Raw genomic sequence first — 20460 nt, forward strand, 5'->3', positions numbered from 1 at the left:
GGAGAGCATCATGAACATTCAGGAAGAGCTGACGTCGACGATCATGAAGATGCGGTGCTTGGCCGAGACCTTTGAGACCGATGCCCATATCGGCTTTCGACGCGGACGGGAGCGTTCCACCGGCAGTCTGATCAACGGTCTTGCCGATGAAATCGAATTTGCGCTCAACCGATATGCCGATGACGGCGCCCGAGAGGGGCGCGGGAAAATCGTTTTGAAAACGGCATAAATCCTATAATCGCAATCAATGGAGGGGCGGACCTGCGTGTCCGCCCTGACGGCGCGTGTCCCCCGATACCGCGCATGCCGGCCGCGATACCGCGTGGTCGACCCCGATCCCATCCCCCGAGAAACAATTGGCGAACCCGCATTGGGAGGGAGAGCGAACACACAGGTTCGCCCCTACACCGTGAAACGTTGAATTCGTGTGAATGCCGCCGATGTTGATTCCGCCCCGATCGATGTAGGGGCGGACCTGCGTGTCCGCCCTGACGGCGCGTGTCCCCCGATACCGCGCGTGCCGGCCGCGATAACCGCGTGGTCGACCCCGATCCCATCCCCCGTAAAACAATTGGCGAACCCGCATTGGGAGGGAGAGCGAACACACAGGTTCGCCCCTACACCGTGAAACGTTGAATTCGTGTGAATGCCGCCGATGTTGATTCCGCCCCGATCGATGTAGGGGCGGACCTGCGTGTCCGCCCTGACGACTGCCTGCGGGGGCGGTATCGTGTAAACTTTTTACGCTCCTGTGCGTCTAACTAATTAGTTGTCCTAAACCGAAGGAGAGGCATCATGATCCACGGCAACATCACCCGATCCGTCAGAGGGGTTATCCTATTTCTGATCGGTTTTCTATCGGTCGCGCTGGTAGGCACTGCCGGATATGCCGACGCATTCCAGCGCCACGACGGCGGTCCGGGCAGGACCTCCCGAGGTTATGACGGCCGCCGGGACCATTCCCGAGCGCCCCGCGGCGGGGAATTCCGGAGCCGGAGGGCGCACCCCCGAGCGCCCCGAGCCGGTGAATATCGTGGTCCCAAGAATATCCATCGTTCGCGCCGCGACGTCGTCAATCGAAATAATCACCGGAGAGGACGCATTTCCAAAGGCAATGTCGTCCGGCATGAAAGACGGTTTTCCGGCTACCGGGATGGGCGGTCGCATTACAGAAAGGGAATCGCCGTCCCCCGATACGGTCGCCATCCCAAGTACGGCTATAATGTGAAACGCACCTACCGGCGTCACATCTGCCGTCCGGGATTGAAGTGCTATCACTACCACCGACGGCCCTACTATCGGGGGCGTCCCTATTGGGGGTATTCACCAGGATATGTCAGGGTGCGACCACCCATCGGGTCACTGTTCCTTTCCCTTCCCTTGGGATGTTTCGGTTTTTATGTCGGCGGGTCGATCTACTATTACTACGACGATGTTTATTACCGACCGGTGTCGTCGGGTTATGTCGTGGTATCACCCCCGGCGGTTGCGGTTCCCCAGATCGCTTCGGGGGAGGTGGAATACACCCAGGTCTCCGTCACGGCGGCGCTGCTCAATGTACGGTCCGGCCCGGGGGCCGGCCATCCCGTGTTTCGACAAGTGCGACGGGGAGAGATCCTGACCGTCGCTGAAGAGTCCGACGGGTGGCTCTATATCGAACTGGGCGACGGTGAGAAAGGGTGGATCGATGCGCGGTATGCCGCGCCCATGGTGGCCGTCAACGGTTGATCCTTTTTCAACGCATCCCCAGGATCGACGCATCCGCGGTGCTCAGCGGACAATCATCGCCGAGGGGACGATTATGATCGTTTCAGGCAACCGGGGGGCGACCGCATCCGGCGGGAGTATCGCAGTATGCCGCGGAAAAGGGTAGATGCAGCTGACGGTGGATTCCCGATGGATCGCGGATTTCAAAATTGGAGATCCCCATCCCCAGAAGCCGGACCCGTTTTTCGCCGACATCGGCGGCGTCGAGCAGGAGACCGGCCTGGATTGTCATGGTCTCCGCGCTGATGATGGGCCGGTCCAGGGTAACGCTCCGCGTGATGCATAGAAAATCCGAAAATCGCACCTTGATCGTCAACGTCATTCCCCGGACGGCGTGTTTTCTGACGAGGATTTCCAGACGATCGGCCAATTCCCGCAACACCGCTGTCAGTCGATCCCGCCCCTCGATGTCCTCTGAAAAGGTGATCTCCCTGCTGATGGATTTCCGCATCCGATCGGCATTGACCGGCCGGTGATCCTGGCCGTGGGCGATATCGTAGAAGTAATTGCCCGCTTTGCCGAATCGGCGGGCGAGCTCTACCCTCGAGATTCTTCTCAGGTCCGCACCGGTCCGGATTCCCATGGCGAGCATCTTTTCTTCCGTGACCTTGCCGACGCCGTGGAACTTTCGGATGGGCAGACGTCCGATGAAGCTGTCGGCCGCGTGGGGCGGCACCACGGTGATGCCGTCGGGTTTGTTCTCGTCCGAGGCGACCTTGGCCAGAAACTTGTTGAAGGAGATGCCGGCGGAAGCCGTCAGTCCTGTCCGTGTCCGGATATCCCGCCGGATACATTCCGCGATACAGGTGGCGGACGGATTTCCTTTTTTGTTCACGGTCACGTCCAGAAAGGCTTCGTCAAGGGATAGCGGCTCGACCTGGTCGGTGTATTCGTGGAAGATTTCCCGAATTTCTGCCGACACCCGCCGATATACCGCCATTCGGGGCCTGAGAAAGACTGCATGAGGGCATCGGGCAAGAGCGATTTTTCCGGGCATGGCCGAATGGATGCCGAATCGTCGGGCCTCGTATGAGCAGGCGGCGACAACGCCCCGCTTACGGGGATCGCCGCCGACAATGACCGGCTTGCCCCGAAGTTCGGGCCGGTCGCGCTGCTCCACGGCGGCATAAAAGGCGTCCATGTCGATATGGATAATCTTTCGATAACCTTTCATGATGATGAAGCGGCTGCGAAATGCCCGCGATGTCGGAGGCCGGCAAGGTGTTGTGATTTTCCCCTTTAAAAAATCGGATCAATAGGCCTTGACGGGGCGAACGTTCATGGCTTGTTTGCCTTGGGGGGTGGTTTTCAGGTCAAAGCTTACGAGATCATCCTCCTGAAATCCAAAGTGTCCGAATTCTTTTATGTTCTTGTGGTAAAGAAAGATGTCTCCGTGCTCTTCGGTGGTGATGAAGCCGTACTTCTTTTTTTCATTGTACCATTTTATGCGACCTTCCATGCGTCAAATCCCTTTCTGTGGTGGCAAGTTGTTTCGGATAATGCCCGGCGGTTTTCCGATCATTTCGAAAGAAGGTCTAAAACGGCGCTTTAGACGGCCTCCAAAACAATATACCGGAAAATGATCCTCTTTGGGCGTCGTTTTCCGGTTTGTCGCCTGATCCATAATTTCATACATCATGCATCATAATCTATCGTCATTCAAAAAAATTATCAAGGGGTAAATCAAGCGCGGCCGGGTTGCTTTCGACAGGTTTATGTTTTTTTGTTTCAGTAGGATATGTTGCCTTTGAGAATTTCGTCAAAGTTATGCTTGCCATGACGGTTTCGGATACTATAGGTATCGGCCGACGACCCCCGGTAACCGGTGCCGGTATCCTTCCGGATCTCCTCGACCGGTTGGATTTTCCGGCACTCAACGGAAGAAAGGATATGGAACCCGAAAAAATGAGACGGCGACAGGAAACCGATGTGTTGGTGATTGGGGGCGGAGCCATCGGCATATGCTCGGCCTATTATCTGCGGCGGAAAGGGATCGATGTGGTGGTGGTCGATCGGGGATCGGTCTGTTCGGGGTGCTCCGCCGGAAATGGTGGACTGATTGTACCCAGCTACAGCATTCCCCTCGCTTCGCCGGGCAAGATTCTGAAAGGCTTGAAATGGATGTTCAATCCGGAAAGTCCGTTTTCCATCAAGCCCCGTCTCGATCCGGAGCTGATCCGGTGGATGCATCTGTTTCAGCGGTCCTCCCGCACGTCCCGTTTTTACGCCGCCATTCCGGTGATCCGGGACTTGAACCTGAACGGGCTTGCCCTCTTCGAGGAATTGAACCGGGAGGCCGACCTGGACCTTCGGCTGGCGCAGCAGGGTTTTCTTTCGGTGTTCAATACCCCTCGCGGTCTTGACGAGATCCGGAAGGAGGCACTTCTGTTGCAGGCATTCGACATCCCGTTCGACATCGTTGGGGCGGATGTTGTCCGGGATATGACGGGCGGCATCAGGACCATGGCCGGCGGCGGCGTCTTCTTCCCTATGGACGCCCATCTCGATCCCCGGCACTTCGTCCTGCAGGTGGCGGCATCGGCGCGACGCATGGGGGTGCGCATTCATGAATCGACTGAGGTAATGGGGTTCCGGACCGTCGGGAAACGGATCGTCGCCGTCGAAACCACCCGGGGAGACATTGTCGCCCGCAATGTCGTCATGGCCGGCGGATCATGGTCGACGCGGATGCTCGGGAGCCTCGGGATCCGAATCCCCATGCAGCCGGCCAAGGGATACAGCGTCACCTTTACCCGGACGAAAACCTGTCCGACGATCCCCGTGGGACTTTTAGAGGCCAAAACGGTGCTGACGCCTTTGGAGGAGACCTTCCGGGTGGCGGGAACTTTTACGTTTGCGGGGTTTGATGCGGTCTATCGGCAGCGGCGCATCAAGGCGGTGGTGCGCAGCATGACCGCCTATTTTCCGGATATCGACCCGTCTTCCATGAATCTCGTCGAGATATGGCAGGGATTCAGGCCCTGCAGCCCGGACGGGTTGCCGTATATTGGTCGTACGGCCCGCGTGGAGAATCTCATTATCGCGACCGGGCACGGCATGCTGGGCATTACCCAGGCCCCCATATCCGGAAAAATCGTCTCGACACTGGCGACCGAAGATCGGCCGCCGCTGGACATCGGGCCTTTGAACCCCGACCGTTTCAGCCGGCCCTGAGCGTCGGTATATCCCGGTACCGAAACACGGTAGGATACATGACGGTTGACCGGAGCGTCCGGCCTTGATAAGTAATGGTTGGATCATTATAAAAAATAAATGCCTGAGCCGATGCGATGATCCATCCTTTTGGGGATCGAGATATCTCGACTTTGGACTTTGATAGGCCGCATCTTTCCGATCTCCATCATGAAAGTCGACAGTTGAAGAGATATCACAATGGGCGCGGCCGCGGCGCGTGTCACGTCAACAAAGGGTTGCAACAAATGTCCAAACCCCCCGGCGTCAACAGCAAGGACAGCACGTTTCGCGTCGCCCGGCAGAGTCGGATTTTTCAGGATGTGGTCGACCAGATCCAGGAAGCGATCCTGAGCGGGCAATTTCAGACGGGGGACAGACTTCCTTCTGAACGGGAGATGCGGGAGATTTTCCATGTCAGTCGGGGCACCCTTCGAGAAGCGCTCCGGGTGCTGGAACAGAAAGGGCTGATCGAGGTCCGTCTCGGGGTCAACGGCGGCGCCATGGTCAAGGCGGCCATGGTCGAGACCCTGACTGAAAGTCTCGGGCTTATGCTCCGACTCCGGAAAATTTCCCTCGATCACCTTCACGAGTTCCGCGAGGATATCGAAGGCATCGTCACGGCGAAGGCCGCCGCCAGGGCAGCGGACACCGATGTCGAGAAGCTTCGGGGCCTCCTGGACGAAGCGGAAAGATGTGTTGCGGGCGGCATTGCCCAGTGGCGCGCGTTTTTGAATGTCGATAAGAAATTTCACCAGACCCTGGCCCGCATCACCGGAAACCCTATCTACATTTTCATTCACGACATGGTCCACGACAACATCCAGCCTTACTACGATACCTTTCTCCCCCCGGACGAGCGTCGACTCGAGGAGAACTATCAGGATCTCATGGATATTTTCGCGGCGGTGAAATCAAGGGATGCGGAGCGGGCCGGCGATCTGGCCCGAAAGCACATCTGGCGTTTCAACGAATATATGACAGGGCGGCAGGGGGATTCGTCCCTGAAGAGGTGAGGACGATGACAAAAGCCAATATCATTCTCACCGGATTCATGGGAACCGGCAAGAGCACTGTGGGAAAATTACTGGCAAAAGCATTGGGGTACCGTTTCGTGGATACGGACGAACTGATCCAGGTCCGGACCGGGCGAACCATTGCCGAGATTTTCAATGAGAAGGGGGAAGCGGCGTTTCGCGAAATGGAGGCTGAAACGGCCCGGGAGTTGGGCCGGAAAAGCGGTCTGGTCATCTCCACAGGCGGCCGTCTGATGCTGGATCCCGACAATGCCGCGGCCCTTGGCGAAACCGGGCGGATTTTTTGCCTGAAGGCTACGCCCGAGGAGATTGTGGCGCGCATTTCCGGAGACGCCGGGGCCGAGCGCCCTCTGCTGAAAGGTGGAGACCCCATTGAGCGGATTGTCGGCCTGATGCGGGAGCGGGAGGCCGGCTATGCCCGGTTTCGGGGAATCGATACGTCCGGTCAGACACCTGAAGCGGTGGCGAAGCGTCTGCTTGAAGCCTATCAGACGGATTAGCATGGTTTTGACGGGATGTATGGTCCCCTCATTCGATAATCGACAGGGGAATGGCGCATACCTCGGATGGAGAAGACGACATGAAAACGATACTCGTCCTTCACGGCATCAATCTCGACATGTTCGGCCAACGGGACTCCCGACACTACGGGACGGTCACTCTGGCCCAGATCGACCGTCGCTTGAAGGCGCTGGGTTCGGAGCTGAACGTCGCGGTGGAGTGTTTTCAGACCAATCATGAGGGGGAGATGGTCGAGAAAATCCACCAGGCCCATGCGGCCAAGACCGACGCCGTCGTTATCAACGCCGGGGCCTGGACGCATTACAGCTATGGCATCATGGATGCTCTTGGCCTGCTTGCGGCGCCCGTCGTGGAGGTCCACATGTCCCATGTCCACGCCAGGGAGGCGTTCCGGCACGTGTCGGTGATTGCGCCGGTGGTCCGGGGGCAGATCTCCGGCTTTGGCGTCAACAGCTACCTCCTGGGCCTCAGAGCCGCCGTCGACCTGATCCGGGACATGGAATGATGCTGTCCGTGAAAACGGCTCGATGAAGGTATATCCATGACGGAAAACCGGTTTTCAGCCCTGGCCCGAAGCATTGCGGGGGATGTCCGCACCGATGACCTGGGACGGTATCTGCTTTCGACGGACGGCAGTATTTTCCGGAAGACGCCCGCCGCCGTGGTCTACCCCAGACATGCCGGCGATGTTGCCAAAACCGTGGTCTTCGCCCGTTCCCGGGGCCTGTCGGTCCACCCCCGAGGGGCCGGGAGCGGGCTCTGCGGCGGGGCGTTGGGCGGCGGTATCGTGGTTGATTTCACCCGCCGCATGAACCGTCTGATCCGGCTCGACACCGCGGGTCGTACCTTCGAATGCGAACCCGGCTATCGCCTGGGCGAGTTGGAGGCGGCACTCGCGGGAAAAGGGCTTTTCTTCCCCCCGGATCCCTCCAGCGGCGAGTATGCCACATTCGGCGGGATGGCCGCCACCAACGCCAGTGGCGCCCACAGCGTCAAGTACGGGAACGTCGCCGACTACCTCCTGGACGCCGAGGTCGTGACGGGCGACGGCCGCACCCTCATGCTTTCGGAGCTTGAAACCCGGGACGCCGAAGCCCTGCCCCCGAATCTCAGGGCGCTTTATCGCCTCTATATGGAAAACAGAGGGATCATCGAGGGCGCTTATCCCCCCGTCCGATGCAATGTCGCCGGTTACAACCTCAGGGGACTCGTCGCCGGCGACCGGCTCCGCATGACCCGTCTGATCTCCGGCGCCGAGGGCACCCTCGGCATCACCGTCCGCCTGAAATTCAGGCTTTTGGAAAAACCGCCCCACGAGAGCCTGGTCGTCGCTTTTTTCGACGACATCGTCGCCGCGGCGACGGCGGTGCAGCGCATACTCCCCATGGGACCGTCGGGCATTGAAATCATGGACAAGTCGCTCCTTTCCCTTGCCGGGAAAACCGATCCCACCCTTCGGGACAGGATCCCCATCGGTGCAGACAACGTCCTCATGGTCGAGTTCGACGATTTTTCCGCCGCGACGTGCGCGGGATTGGCGGAAGCGGCCAGGGAATGTGTCGAAACGGCGGGTCTGGCCCGGGAGGCGCATCTCGCGGTTTCGGCCGGGGAGAAGGCCCGGTTCTGGGCGGTGCGGAAGGCTGCGGTTCCCATCCTCTACCGGCTCAAGGGGGAGAAGAAGATTCTGGCCCTGATCGAGGATGCCGCAGTGCCCACGGACCGACTGGTGCCGTATTTCAAAGGCATTTACGAGATCCTGAACCGTCGGCGGATTCCCTTTGTAACCTACGGACACATCGCCAAGGGACTGCTTCACACCCGTCCCCTCCTCGACCTCAGGAAGGCCGGGGATGCGGCGCTGTTAAAGCCCCTGGCGGACGACGTCTTCGAACTCGTTCATCGCCTGGGCGGCTCGGTTTCCGGCGAGCACGGCGACGGTCGTCTTCGGAGTGCTTACATAAGACGGTGCTACCCGGATATCTGGCCCCTTTTCATCGCGGTCAAACGTCTTCTGGACCCGGCGGGGATCCTCAACCCGGAGATCAAGACCCTGGACGATCCGAATCAGATGACGGGTCCCCTCCGCTACGGCCCGGACTACCGTGCCGGGGAACCCGGTCGCAACCGCCTCCGATGGCCCGAGGGTTTTGTCCGGGAGATCGAAAAATGCCACGGCTGCAGCAAATGCACCACGGTGACGGCGGCCACCCGCATGTGCCCCGTGTACAAACTCACCCGGGACGAGGAGGCGTCCCCCAAGGCAAAAGCCAATGCCTTGAGGGGGCTTATCAGCGGGGCGCTTCCGGAGCGGTCTCTCTTTGAACGGGCTTTCCAGAGGGTGATGAGCCGGTGTGTCCACTGCGGAAGCTGTTTTCACGAATGCCCCTCCGGGGTCGACATTCCCAGGATGGCCGTCGAGGCCCGGGCCCGGTATGTAAGGCGGTTCGGCCCGACCCTCGAATACCGGCTCCTGACGGCCGCGGAATTCGCGGGGCGGTTCGCCCGAAAGCTTCCCGACGCGGTGAAAGGGCTTGCGGATACCCGTATGGCCCGAAGGGCGGCTGAACGGTTCGCCGGTATTTCCGCCCGGCGAAGACCACCGCATTTTCCTGCCCGCGACCTTTTCGAAAGGGTTCCCGGCGAATCCGGCGGGGGCCGGTTCCGGGTGCTCTATTTCGCGGGATGCTACGCGACGTACATCCGGCCCGAGATTGGTGAGGCCGCCGTAAAGGTGCTGACCGCCATGGACATGACCGTCAGCCTGCCGCCGCAGCACTGCTGCGGTCTGCCCATGCTGGCCAAGGGCATGACGCGGACGGCGGCGAAAAGGATCCGGAGGAACCTCGCCCGATGGGGGCGATTGGCGGTTGCGGCGGATGCCGTAGTGGTCACCTGCTCTTCCTGCGGCCTTTCCTTGATGCAGGAATGGGGATATCTTTGCGACACGGCCGAGATGCGCATCGTCCGTGAAAAAACGATGCACATCAGCCGGCTGATCGAGCGTTTCCCCGGTCGATTGAACCTCGCGCCCCTTGGTGTCAAAGTCGCCTACCACCTGCCGTGTCACCTCAACGTCCAGCCGTCCCCGAAAAGCGCTCTCAAGCTGCTTTCACGGATTCCCGGCCTCGAGACGATCGATCTGGACAGCCGCTGCTGCGGCATGGCCGGTATCTGGGGCATGAGCGCCGCCAATATCGATCTGAGCCGGCGGATCGGCGCGGAGATGATTCACCGGCTCGATCGGTCGGGTGCGGATTTCGGGGCGACCGACTGTCCCACCTGCCGGATGCAGATGGAGGATATGAGCGGAAAGCCCGTCCGTCATCCCATCGAAATCGTTGCCGCTGCATTGCCCGGACAACCCCATCGTCAGAGGGGTTGAACATGGGGTGGCGGGTGTTCGCTTGTTGAAAAAAAATCGATTCATCACAATGGTCATTCAGTGACGCTGAAAGGAAGACGACATGAAAGTGGACATGACAAAAGTGAGCTATATTCTGGGACGAAGCATCGCCGGAGATTTCAAGCGGCAGAGCATCGACATCGAGGTCGACAGCTTTGTCGACGGCTTCAGAGGCGCCGCAGCCGGGGAGCCGAGCCGGATCCGCGTCGCTGAAATGCAGCAGATCATGGAGGGGTTCAAGAACGCTTTTCAGGAGCGACGGCAGACCGAGACATCCGGCAGGGCCGAGGCCAACCTGGAGAAGGGGCGGGTTTTTCTGACGGAAAACCGGGAAAGGGCGGGCGTCGTCGAGACCGAAAGCGGCCTTCAGTACCGCGTCATCCGGGAGGGCAGCGGGAAGACCCCTTCGGCATCCGATACGGTGGAGACCCACTACGAGGGCAGGACTATCGACGGCAATATTTTCGACAGCTCGGTCAAACGCGGCAAACCGGCCACTTTCCCGGTGAACGGCGTCATCCGGGGATGGCAGGAAGCCCTTCAGCTCATGAGCGAGGGGGCCAAATACGAGCTTTTCATTCCGTCCGACCTGGCCTATGGCCCCGGCGGTGCCGGGAACGCCATCGGCCCCCATGAAACCCTGATCTTCGAGGTGGAACTCCTCAAGATCGTCTAACCGCTGCGACGCCAAAAAGCCAAGGGATAACCACCATGGGCAACAGCCGACCGGTTTGTTCCACATGAGAATTCACTACTTCAACTTTCATGATGGTGACCGGATAGCGGCCCATGAAAGTCGAACGTTGAGTCACTATATCAGGAAGGGTTAAAAATGGAGATAAATCCCGATTTGATTTCTCCTTGCGGTCTATACTGCGGTGTCTGCGCCATTTACATCGCGTCGCGCGACAACAACACCAAACTGAAGGAGCGATTGGTCAATCTATACAAGGGCGGGCAGCCGGGAAAAGGTACGCTCCCCAACAGCGAAACGCTTTCTACGGAAGATATGCATTGTGGCGGGTGTTTGTCGGATGATCGTTTCATGCACTGCCGACAATGCGAGATCAGAGACTGTGCCCGGGGAAAAGGGTACACAGGGTGTCACGAGTGCGATGATTTTCCCTGCCGGCATATTGATGATTTTCCCATGGCCGTTGGGAAAAAAGTCATTTTGCGGTCTGTTCCGTATCGACGGGAATTCGGAACTGAAAAATGGGTTCGGGACGAAGCGGCCCGCTATAGATGTCCGGAATGCGGCAATACGGTTTTTCGCGGCGCCATGAAATGCAATCAATGCAAAGCGGCGTTGGATCTGGACTGACTCGTTTCAGGAATCAGGATATGAAAGGAATTCAACTTTCGACTTTCATAGGCCGGTGCCGGGAGGATACGGCCCCCGTCCCACGCGGTTTCGTTCAAGTGCCGCTAAAGCTTGCTCCGGGCGGCCCGGAAACTCGCTGGCGCTCAAACAGTCCGGGCCGCTGATCCTCCGCGGCGCTTAAGCGGCACTAAAACTCACCGCTGAAGGGGCCCGGGCCGTATCCTCCCGGCACCGCTTTCCGGTCATCGTCATGAACGTCGAAAGTTGAGAAAGGAACCTTATGAACCGAATATATCCGACATGTACCGCCGTCCTTCTGGCCGTTGCGATTGTTCTATATGGGAACCCGGCAACTGCATCCCGCACCGAATGTTCGGCGGTCGACACCCTTGTCGAGGGAAACAGCGCTTTTGCGGTCAAGCTGTATCGTGAACTCGGCGCTGCGAACGGCAATCTGTTGTTTTCACCCTACGGCGTTTCATCGGCGTTGGCCATGACCTATGCCGGGGCCCGCGAAAATACGGCCGTTGAGATGAAAGCCGCCTTGGACTTCCAACTCGATCCGCCCGACCTGCATACCGCATTCAATCGTCTGAACCGGAAACTTACGGCCGGTGCGCGCAAAACCGGTCAGAGAATGAACATCGCCAACGCATTGTGTTTGACCGGCGGGGATGTGGACAGGGCGTTCAAGGCACTGCTGAAGGAAAACTACAACGCCGAAATTTTCACCGGAGGGATCGACCGGATCAACGGGTGGGTCCGGCGGCAGACGGAAGGCAACATCGAAAGGATTATGGAAACCCTCGACCCCCAATCGGTGTGTGTGCTTCTGAACGCCGTCTATTTCAAGGGTGTCTGGGAGCGGCGCTTCGCGGATGAACAGACACATGAAGCCCCCTTCAGGCTGTCGTCGAGGGAACAGGTCACTGCGCGTCTCATGTATCGGAAAGACCGTTACAGATGCTTGACGAAGACGGACGTTCAGGCCGTTGCCCTGCCTTATAAAGGGGAGGCACTGTCCATGGTGGTCCTGTTGCCGCGGGACGTGGACGGCCTGGGGGAACTGGAGAAGCGGCTCACCACGGAGACGCTGATGCAATGGCTTTCGGAGCTGGATGCGGCGTCCGTACAGGAAATGGAACTCTTCCTGCCGAAATTCAGAATGGAAACCGGGCATGATCTGGTGCCTCCCCTCAAGACACTGGGCATGAAAGATGGGTTTGACCCCGCGGGAAAGGCCGACTTTCGGGGCATGGGAGGGGCGAAGGGGGCGTTGTGGATCTCACAGATCAAGCACAAAGCCGTTATGGATGTGAACGAGGCGGGTACGGAGGCCGCCGCCGCGACAGCCGTTGAAATGGCATTGACGTCCGTCCGGGAATATCCGGTCTTTCGTGCGGATCACCCCTTCATCTTTCTCATTCGCGAACACGCGACCGGAAGCATTCTGTTCATGGGAAGACTGGCCGATCCCCGAGACTTGCAAGACGGAAAGCGATAAGGCCGGACGCCAATCCGGATACCGTCCCGTGTCGCCGTACAGCCCTCCCGACAGCTCGTCGATGCGAATATCCCGAGGAAAGGCGATGAAGGGCCGCCACCGTGCTTTTGCCGCAGCCTCCCGGCACCGGCCTATGAAAGTCAAAAGTTGAGTTCATGATATCAAACCCCTGTTGTTCCGGTTGCAGCGATTCGTCATGTTGCCGTTGGCCGGCGTGTCGATGGGACACCGAACGGAAATACGGCGCATCCTACTTGGCGCCGACGGCTTTTTTGCCCTTTTCCTTGATATCGATGAGTTTCTCCGTTTTTTCGGAAGCCTTCTCGATGCGCGGCTTGAGCCCCTTCAGGATCCGCATGACATCCTCCCGGTTCCGGGACAGATGGATGGTCAGCTCCTCCAGCGTGTCTTCATCGATCTTGATGTTTTCAACCTTTTCAATGAAACCGGCCAGTGCCAGCGCAATGTCGAGCATCCTGTCATGCTCGTCGGCCTCCTTTTTCGTCAGATACATCCCCACCTCTTTCCCATCTCGCATGACAAGATATCTCACCTCGACGGTCATGTTGTGGTCTCTCCTTTCATGGATAGTCCTGTTTTAGATGTCGACGGCATCTCTATTATCATGTCGGTTCCGGCTTGTCTGCATTTTCCTGCCCGCAGACAAGCCGGAAGCATTGTGATCTCAACTTTCGACTTTCATAGGCCGGTGCCGGTTACCATCATGAAAGTCGAAAGTTGAATTGTGATGTCGTGCAACCCGGCATTCCCTCACCTCCGGGGCGATGCGCGGCCGGCACCTCGAACGTCGCTTTGACGTCAATATCGAGCCGGGGGGATGTTCTGGTTGATCCGGAAGATGTTTTCCGGATCGTATTTCGCTTTCACAGAAGCGAGGCGCTGGTAATTCTCGCCATAGGCCGCCTGGACTCGCCCCTGGACCTCGTCCTCCATCATGAAGTTGACGTAGGCCCCTTCCAGGTTGAACGGGTGAATCGCCGCCCAGTAGGTGCGTCCCCATCTCTTCAGGGCATCGGCCTGTCCCGGATCGCCGTCGATTCCGGCGATCACCATGGACCATGTGGCGTCGCGCATGCTCCAGGCCGTCGCCGCTTTCGGCACGCGGTGGACCGCGCCGTCGATGGGGTAGAGGTGCATGAGCGACAATTCGCTGGGCGCCTCCGCGGCCTGTGCGATGTGCGTATCGATCGCTTCATCCGGCAGGCTCTTGACAAAGTCGCCCTTCCAATACCATTGCAGCCCCTTTGGCAGAAACGGATCGAAGAACGCTTGCATCGCCGGAAACGGCATCGTTTGCATCCAGTTGAAGATGGGCGGCGGCAAGGTCTTGAGGAGTTTCGCCAGGATCATTTCACCTTCCGCCTGGGGTCCGTTGTAGCAGGAGATCACGGCACAGGCGCGTTTGCCCCGGTAATCTTCTGGAAACGGGTCCATGGAGAGCACCGTCTTGAGGCCGACGAATGCATACAACTCCTCGGGCGCGGTCGGCAGGAAGTCGCGATAGGCCTGCATCACCGCCTTGGCGTGAGCCGTCTCCCAGAAGATCGGACCGGCATAAACCGTCTCCACCGGATGTGCCTGGAACAGGAAGCTTGTCACCACGCCGAAATTGCCGCCGCCGCCGCGCAGCGCCCAGAAGAGATCGGGGTGCTCCTTCTTGTCGGCCTTGACAAGACTGCCGTCGGCCAGGACAATATCCGCCTCGATCAGATTATCGATCGTAAGCCCGTACTTGCGCGTGAGGTACCCCGTGCCGCCGCCGAGGGTGAGACCGGCGACGCCGGTGGTCGATACGATGCCGAACGGGACAGCCATTCCAAAGGCGTGGGTGGCATGATCGACATCCCCTGACGTGCAGCCGGGATCGACGCGAACGGTTCGGCTCGCCGGATCCACGCGCACGCTTCTCATCATGGAGAGATCAACCATCAGTCCGCCGTCGCAACTGCCAAGGCCGGGACCGTTGTGGCCGCCGCCGCGAACAGCGATGGGCAGGCCCTGGTCGCGGCCGAAGCGCACCGCGGCGATGATGTCGGCGACATCGAGGCAGCGCGCAATCAGGCGTGGTCGCTTGTCGATCATGCCGTTGTAAAGAGACCGGACGACATCGTAGTCCGCATCACCGGGACTGACGAGTCGTCCGCGAAGTTTTTGCTTCAGTGTGGATACGATCTGATCGTTCATTGTTATTCTCCTTCATGGGGCGGCTATACCGATCCGATATTACGGCACCGCCGCAAGGATCGAATATCGCAGCCGCCGACGGTATGCCGGGGCACCGGGCAACGCTCATCTCGCGGGTGACGCAGATCATGGTCATGCCCGAAGGGGGAGGTCCGCCATGGTGTCGAGGACGTCCTTGATCATCTCTGTTTTTTTTTACTTGACTTTCGACGTTCATGATGGTGACCGGACAGCGGCTGAAGGAGACAAAGGCATCGCCTGAGGCGGACGCACCCCTTCAGCCTCAACGTTCGGACTGTATCCTCCCGGCACCGGCCTGTGAAGGTAGAAAGTCGAGTTTTTTATTTTTTCAGGCAACCGATGGGGCATCGGTCCGGGCGGCCCCGGCGATTCTCAGATGGTCCATTCGTCATGGACGATCCCGACGAGGTACCAATTCCCCTGGTGCGTCTCCAGCACCAGACGAAGGCTTCGCCAGTCCATTCCGCCAAGCTTGGGATCCATCCCCTCGAAATGATACTCGATGAAAATCGCTTCGGGATAGAATTCCGGAATATTGTTGATGGTGTTTCCTCTCCCGATGACCGTGTCGGCGCCGACGGCCTGGGGACGGATGAAGTCGGCATCATATACGAATCTTTTGAAATAATCGCCAAATGTCTTTGTGATGGGAAGGCCTGAGCCGTCGAAGCGCCCCCAGCGGTAGACCGACGGGTTTGACATCAAATCCTTTATGTCGTCTGCCTGGAAGACCAGATCTTCATCCCTGACATAGGTGTACGGTGAGAACCGAACCCCTTTTTCCGGGTGAACGAGCCTGGAAAGACGCGCCATATCTTTTTGCTTGAGCGCCCACATTATTTCTCCGGCTCGCGCTGAAACCGCCTCATCCATGGCCCCCACCTGCCGGGCCAGATAGCGCCTGTTGACCCATCCGTTCAGGTCTTTGTAGCGAATCGGCATCCAGGCCGATGTTTTCGCTTTCCGGGTTGTTTCCCGAATGTGAATATCCACCCCGTAAAATGGGATATGGCCGACCACGGCCGCGTTCACATCAGGCCTGGCCCGGACGTTGAGAATATCGTCGGGTGCGACATCGACCACGGTGTAAGTCAGATGCACCGTTTCCGCCGTCGGGTCAGGAGAACGGCCGGGGGCGGCCGCTTTTCCGGATTGAAGGTTTCCGCAGCCGACCGCGACAAAGAACAGCAGGAAAACCCCGGGGAGCACTTTTGAAACCCGCGTCTTGTTTTTCATCGGACAGCGCGTCGTCATTACAAATTCCTCAGCATGTCGATCAGCAGGGGTTGGGGACTGCAGTCGGTCTTGTCCTTCCTCGTGTTGGCGTGGGTCAAGAGACCGCGGATCTTTCCGTTACACGCCTCCGGTTTGAAATCGAAGGCTTCGGCCGGGCTTTGGGTCTCTATCCACTCGACAAGCCCCGCATGGAGATTGACCTGATCATGGCGCCGGCGGATTTCCTTGAGCAACTGGTGCACCGCGCCGATCTGAGCTTCGGAATATTTATGGAAGTATCGAAATCCACGGAATTCAAAACCCAGATCGATCACCTGATCGTCGGGCAGTACGCTGTTGACGTAGGTGTAAAATTTTCCTCCCCGCGGGTCGACCCATCCATAATTGCAGATCTCAATGCCGATGGAGTGCGGATGAAGAAGGGAACTGTTGTTTTTTCCGAGATGGTATGCCCACCCCTCATCCGGAAAGCATTCGACGACCTCGCCGTCGTGGGTCGTATCGCCCCTGACGCTTCTGTTGCCGACGACGAATTGTGTTGCGATGCGACCGCGATCGTCATTGTTCCATGAGCGAATCGTGGCGTATGGATCGTGACCGCCCGCGGTGTGGTGCAAAAACACATAGAACTTGTCTGTCGGGCCGCTCAGGTATTCGTCTTTATCGAGATAGGATGTATGGATCAACAGGCCGTCCGCCGTGGTCCGGATGCTGTCCTGGATATCGGTCGTCAGGAATTCCTCCAGATTGAGGCCTAATGCCGCAGCGGTCAAAGGACCGACGATGCCGTCATCCTCGAGCTGCCGGCTTCTCTGAAATTGTTTCACCGCCGCTTCGGTTCTGGGGCCGAAGATGCCGTCCGTTTTGATGCCCAGTCTCGCCTGAACGGCCTCGACCGCATCGCCGGTGTCTCCTTTTTTCAGTATCATGACGTTGCCTCCTTCAGACGGAGCCGGATGTTGCAGCCGCTCACCGTCGCTTTTAAACAACGTTTCGATTTTCAGCGTATTCTTACGATGCCGTACCATTTGACAGGTGTCGCAGGCAAAAGAAGATTCAGGAAGGATCCTGACGGGGATGGGCGGAAGAGACAACCGCGGGAAATATCACTGCAGAAAGGCATTACGATAAAACCCTGTCGATAAGTTTGGAGTATATGCATAAATTTGTCGAAGTCAAAAAAAATCGCTTCAACCGCCGGAGAGGCAACCCATTCCATCGTTGGGGGAGAAGTCGGATATATTGTAAAAACTCAACTTTCGACTTTCATAGGCCGGCACCTCTATCCGGTTACCATCATGAAAGTCGAAAGTTGAAGTAAAAATATATTTACATAATATATACATTCATGTTGACATTCTTATCCGTCAGGATTAATTTCGCGTTATCTATACCGGAAAGAACTGACGATTCCCCGTGTTCGAATCCAATGCCTGTTCGATGGGGGTGCATACTGCTGCTTTTCGACAGTTCGGTTCCCGAAAGTCGAACACGTTGTAATGCTGAGAAGGTTTGGAATGAAGCCGATATCGTCCACCGATCTGACGGAAACACAGCGCAGGGTTCTGGCATATCTCCATCGGGAGATCCGGTCGACCGGGCGCACGCCGAGCCTGAGAAAAGCGGCCGGGGACCTGGGGATCAGCCACGCGGCCGTGGGGCGGCTGATCAAGGCTCTTGAAACCAAAGGGTATCTCCGGCGGGAAGGGCGCTACAGCCGTGTCCTCCACATCCTGAACCGTGCCGACGAGACCGCGGGTCTCCATCGTTTCCGCGAGGTCGCCGTCATCGGCCGAATAACGGCGGGGCTGCCCATGTACGCCCAGCAGGAGTGGGCGGGGACGGTGGTCGTCGACGCTGAAATCTACCGGGGGCGGGACCTTTTTTCCCTCCGGATCCGGGGGGATTCCATGCGGGGTGCCGGCATCTTTGATGGCGACATCGCGGTATGCGAGCCCCGGCAGTTCGCCGAAAACGGTGAGATCGTCGTGGCCCTGATTCACGGCGACGAGGCCACGGTGAAGCGGTTTTTCCGGCGCGGCGATCACATCGAGCTGCGCCCTGAAAACGCCGCCTACCAACCGACTCGGTACGCATTCGACGAAATCCTGATCCAGGGGAAGGTTGTGGGCGTGGTGCGCGGCCCGAAAGGCATTCCCCACCGGCCGGTTTGACGGGAGCGTGTCATGAGCGGGCGAGCCTGTGAGATTTTCGTGGGGACCAGCGGCTATTCCTATCCCGAGTGGACGGGGGCGGGCTTTTACCCTCCGGGAATGAAGCAGCGCGAGATGCTCGCCTTCTACGCCGGTCGGTTTGCGGCCGTCGAACTCAACTTCACCTGGTACCAGATGCCAAAAGCCGACGCCCTCGACCGAATGCGGGGCCAGGTGCCCCCGTCGTTTCTTTTTGCGGTCAAGTTGAACCGGACCCTGACCCACGAGGTGTCGCCCGGGGAATGGCCCGAAAACGCCCGGCGCTTCCGGGAGGGGATTGCCCCCCTGGTCCAGTCCGGACAGTTGGGGGCGGTGCTGGTCCAGCTGCCGCCCTTCTTTCACCGCACCCCTGACCGTCGGCGCTACCTGGCAAATCTCCTGGAGGCCTTGGACGGCCTGCCGCTGGCCGTGGAGTTCCGCCACGCATCGTGGGCCGCGGAAGCCGCCGCGGAAAAGGTGGCGGCTTCCCTGGCGGCCCGCCGGATCGCTCTGGTCGCCGTGGACGCACCCCGCCTGCCCGGTCTCTATCCGCCGGTGCCCCCGGCGCCTGTCGGCAGGATCATCCCCCCCGCGTTCTTCTATCTCCGGCTCCATGGTCGGAACGCTGCCGGATGGCGTTCGGGCGTCATGCAACGGCAGTTCGATTACGACTACAGCGAGGCCGAGCTGCGGGAGTGGACCGAAGCGCGGATTCCCGCCATGGTTGACCGGGCCGCCCGGGGATTTGTTTTTTTCAACAACCACGTCCGGGGTCAGGCCCCGCGGAATGCAGAGGCCCTGGCGGCGCTTCTCGTTGCCCGAGGGCTTTCCTGCAAACCGCCGCCCGGCCGCTTTTCGCCGTGCGGGTTATCGGAGGAACTGCCGTGGACCGGGCCGTCATCCACCTGAACGTGGCTGATTTCGCGGTGTCGGTGGAGCGCCTCATCGACGCCCAACTCCGGGGACGACCGGTGATCGTGGCTCCCGGCGACACACGCGCCGCCGTGTACGACATGAGTGACGAGGCTTTCCGGGCGGGGGTCCGCAAAGGGATGTCCCTGGCCCGGGCCGTGCGGATCTGTCGGCGTGCGGTCGTCCTTCCGCCCCGGCCGTCAAGATACGAGCAGGCCATGACGGCGGTGTGCCGACTGGCACGCCCGTTCTCTCCCCTCATCGAGTCGGGCGGAAACGACGGCCACCTCTTCGTGGACGTCACCGCGTCGGGACGATATCTCGGGCCGCCGGTGGACATGGCCTGGCGCATGCAGCGGGAGATCAGAAGACGCCTCGATCTCGATCCCATCTGGGCCGTGGCATCCAACAAGCTGACGGCCAAGGCGGCTACGCGGACGGTCAAGCCCGCGGGCGAGGCCATCGTCGGGGGCGGTGAAGAGGCCGATTTTCTGGCCCCCCTGCCGTTGGGCCTTCTGCCGGGCATCACCCCGTCGGACCTGGTCCGGTTTCGGGACTTCAATTTTGATCGCGTGGCCGACGCCCAGGCCCTCGATGCCGACCAGATGCAGGTGGCCTTCGGGCGTCGGGGGCGGATTTTCCACGACCTTGTCCGGGGCGTCGATCCCTCGCCGGTGGCGCACATGAACCAGCGGCCGCCCCGGGTCGCGGCGGCACACGCCTTCGGGGGCGACACCAACGACGATCGGATTCTGGATGCGGCGCTTTACGGACTGGTGGAAACGGCGGGTACCGCGCTGCGGGAGCGTCGCATGACGGCCCGGCGGATCGGGGTGATTCTCGACTATGCCGACGGGGTGCGGTGCGCCCGACGGCAAGCGTCCGCCGTGGGGACGGCCGACGATCCGGCCCTCTACGCTTTGGCCCGAGGGGCCTTTGGGCTCGCCCGTGTCCGTCGGGTCCGGATCCGTCATATGAGCCTGGTCTGCGATCGCCTGGTCTTCCCCTCGGGGCAGATGAGCCTGTTTGACGACGGGGGCAGCCTTCGGCAGGCGCGTCTGGGAGCGGCCCTGGATGCGATCCGGCGCCGCTTCGGTCGGGACGCGGTCCGAATGGGGCGGACCCTGCCTGTTTAATGTTTCACG

General features: G+C 59.4%; 19 protein-coding genes. 13 read left to right on the forward strand and 6 right to left on the reverse strand.

Going from position 1 to position 20460, the window contains the following annotated elements; genetic code table 11:
- The first annotated feature begins 10 nt into the window (after window positions 1-10).
- Window positions 11-229 carry a hypothetical protein gene (locus dmul_RS01210; protein ID WP_020875876.1) on the forward strand — a complete coding sequence of 73 codons (219 nt, stop codon included), beginning with the start codon at window positions 11-13 and terminating at the stop codon, window positions 227-229.
- 566 nt (window positions 230-795) lie between these two features.
- Window positions 796-1728, forward strand: a complete 933-nt coding sequence (locus tag dmul_RS01215) for a DUF6515 family protein (RefSeq protein ID WP_020875877.1) — start codon at window positions 796-798, stop codon at window positions 1726-1728.
- An 82-nt stretch (window positions 1729-1810) separates the two neighbouring features.
- On the opposite strand, the gene dinB is transcribed toward dmul_RS01215, so the two are convergent.
- Window positions 1811-2941, reverse strand: coding sequence for a DNA polymerase IV (dinB, locus tag dmul_RS01220; RefSeq protein ID WP_020875878.1), 1131 nt, complete (start codon window positions 2939-2941; stop codon window positions 1811-1813).
- A gap of 78 nt (window positions 2942-3019) precedes the next feature.
- The gene (locus dmul_RS01225) at window positions 3020-3226 is read right to left on the reverse strand and encodes a cold-shock protein (protein WP_020875879.1); all 207 of its coding nucleotides are present in this window, start codon (window positions 3224-3226) and stop codon (window positions 3020-3022) included.
- 431 nt (window positions 3227-3657) lie between these two features.
- Between dmul_RS01225 and dmul_RS01230 the strand changes: the two genes are divergently transcribed.
- The 8 genes from dmul_RS01230 to dmul_RS01265 all read left to right on the forward strand — a co-directional run bounded on the left by dmul_RS01230 (window position 3658) and on the right by dmul_RS01265 (window position 12749).
- Window positions 3658-4941, forward strand: a complete 1284-nt coding sequence (locus dmul_RS01230) for an NAD(P)/FAD-dependent oxidoreductase (RefSeq protein ID WP_159449724.1) — start codon at window positions 3658-3660, stop codon at window positions 4939-4941.
- 266 nt (window positions 4942-5207) lie between these two features.
- On the forward strand, window positions 5208-5975 hold the full coding sequence (locus dmul_RS01235; protein ID WP_144016504.1) for a FadR/GntR family transcriptional regulator: 768 nt from the start codon (window positions 5208-5210) through the stop codon (window positions 5973-5975).
- A 5-nt stretch (window positions 5976-5980) separates the two neighbouring features.
- Window positions 5981-6496 (forward strand): shikimate kinase, encoded by a 516-nt coding sequence (locus dmul_RS01240; protein ID WP_020875882.1) that lies wholly within the window; start codon window positions 5981-5983, stop codon window positions 6494-6496.
- 80 nt (window positions 6497-6576) lie between these two features.
- Window positions 6577-7023, forward strand: coding sequence for a type II 3-dehydroquinate dehydratase (gene aroQ / locus dmul_RS01245; RefSeq protein WP_020875883.1), 447 nt, complete (start codon window positions 6577-6579; stop codon window positions 7021-7023).
- 36 nt (window positions 7024-7059) lie between these two features.
- A complete protein-coding gene (locus dmul_RS01250; protein ID WP_020875884.1) occupies window positions 7060-9900 on the forward strand; it encodes an FAD-binding and (Fe-S)-binding domain-containing protein in 2841 nt (946 codons plus the stop codon).
- A gap of 82 nt (window positions 9901-9982) precedes the next feature.
- Window positions 9983-10597, forward strand: a complete 615-nt coding sequence (locus tag dmul_RS21045; RefSeq protein ID WP_020875885.1) for an FKBP-type peptidyl-prolyl cis-trans isomerase — start codon at window positions 9983-9985, stop codon at window positions 10595-10597.
- Window positions 10598-10753: 156 nt separating this feature from the next.
- Complete coding sequence (locus tag dmul_RS01260) at window positions 10754-11245, forward strand: DUF3795 domain-containing protein (protein WP_020875886.1); 492 nt, start codon at window positions 10754-10756, stop codon at window positions 11243-11245.
- Window positions 11246-11525: 280 nt separating this feature from the next.
- A complete protein-coding gene (locus tag dmul_RS01265) occupies window positions 11526-12749 on the forward strand; it encodes a serpin family protein (protein WP_020876798.1) in 1224 nt (407 codons plus the stop codon).
- A gap of 250 nt (window positions 12750-12999) precedes the next feature.
- Here the strand turns inward: dmul_RS01265 and dmul_RS01270 are convergent, their stop codons facing one another.
- The 4 genes from dmul_RS01270 to dmul_RS01285 all read right to left on the reverse strand — a co-directional run bounded on the left by dmul_RS01270 (window position 13000) and on the right by dmul_RS01285 (window position 17140).
- The gene (locus tag dmul_RS01270; protein ID WP_020876797.1) at window positions 13000-13314 is read right to left on the reverse strand and encodes a YebG family protein; all 315 of its coding nucleotides are present in this window, start codon (window positions 13312-13314) and stop codon (window positions 13000-13002) included.
- A 254-nt stretch (window positions 13315-13568) separates the two neighbouring features.
- Entirely contained in the window at window positions 13569-14954 is a 1386-nt protein-coding gene (locus tag dmul_RS01275; protein WP_020876796.1) for an FAD-binding oxidoreductase, read from the reverse strand.
- A 393-nt stretch (window positions 14955-15347) separates the two neighbouring features.
- Window positions 15348-16229 carry an SH3 domain-containing protein gene (locus tag dmul_RS01280; protein WP_020876795.1) on the reverse strand — a complete coding sequence of 294 codons (882 nt, stop codon included), beginning with the start codon at window positions 16227-16229 and terminating at the stop codon, window positions 15348-15350.
- Window positions 16229-17140 carry a peptidoglycan recognition protein family protein gene (locus tag dmul_RS01285; RefSeq protein ID WP_020876794.1) on the reverse strand — a complete coding sequence of 304 codons (912 nt, stop codon included), beginning with the start codon at window positions 17138-17140 and terminating at the stop codon, window positions 16229-16231. Before dmul_RS01285 ends, dmul_RS01280 begins: the two co-directional genes overlap by 1 nt.
- A gap of 588 nt (window positions 17141-17728) precedes the next feature.
- Here dmul_RS01285 and lexA point away from each other — a divergent pair.
- Genes lexA through dmul_RS01305 form a run of 3 tightly spaced genes read left to right on the forward strand, consistent with a single transcriptional unit; the run spans window position 17729 to window position 20451 of the window.
- Window positions 17729-18385, forward strand: coding sequence for a transcriptional repressor LexA (lexA, locus tag dmul_RS01295; RefSeq protein ID WP_020876793.1), 657 nt, complete (start codon window positions 17729-17731; stop codon window positions 18383-18385).
- Window positions 18386-18397: 12 nt separating this feature from the next.
- Window positions 18398-19312 carry a DUF72 domain-containing protein gene (locus dmul_RS01300; protein WP_020876792.1) on the forward strand — a complete coding sequence of 305 codons (915 nt, stop codon included), beginning with the start codon at window positions 18398-18400 and terminating at the stop codon, window positions 19310-19312.
- Window positions 19288-20451 carry a DNA polymerase Y family protein gene (locus tag dmul_RS01305; RefSeq protein ID WP_020876791.1) on the forward strand — a complete coding sequence of 388 codons (1164 nt, stop codon included), beginning with the start codon at window positions 19288-19290 and terminating at the stop codon, window positions 20449-20451. The genes dmul_RS01300 and dmul_RS01305 overlap by 25 nt, the downstream gene beginning before the upstream one ends.
- The last annotated feature ends 9 nt before the right edge of the window (window positions 20452-20460 follow it).

It is taken from the genome of Desulfococcus multivorans, from assembly GCF_001854245.1.
Lineage (GTDB): Bacteria > Desulfobacterota > Desulfobacteria > Desulfobacterales > Desulfococcaceae > Desulfococcus > Desulfococcus multivorans.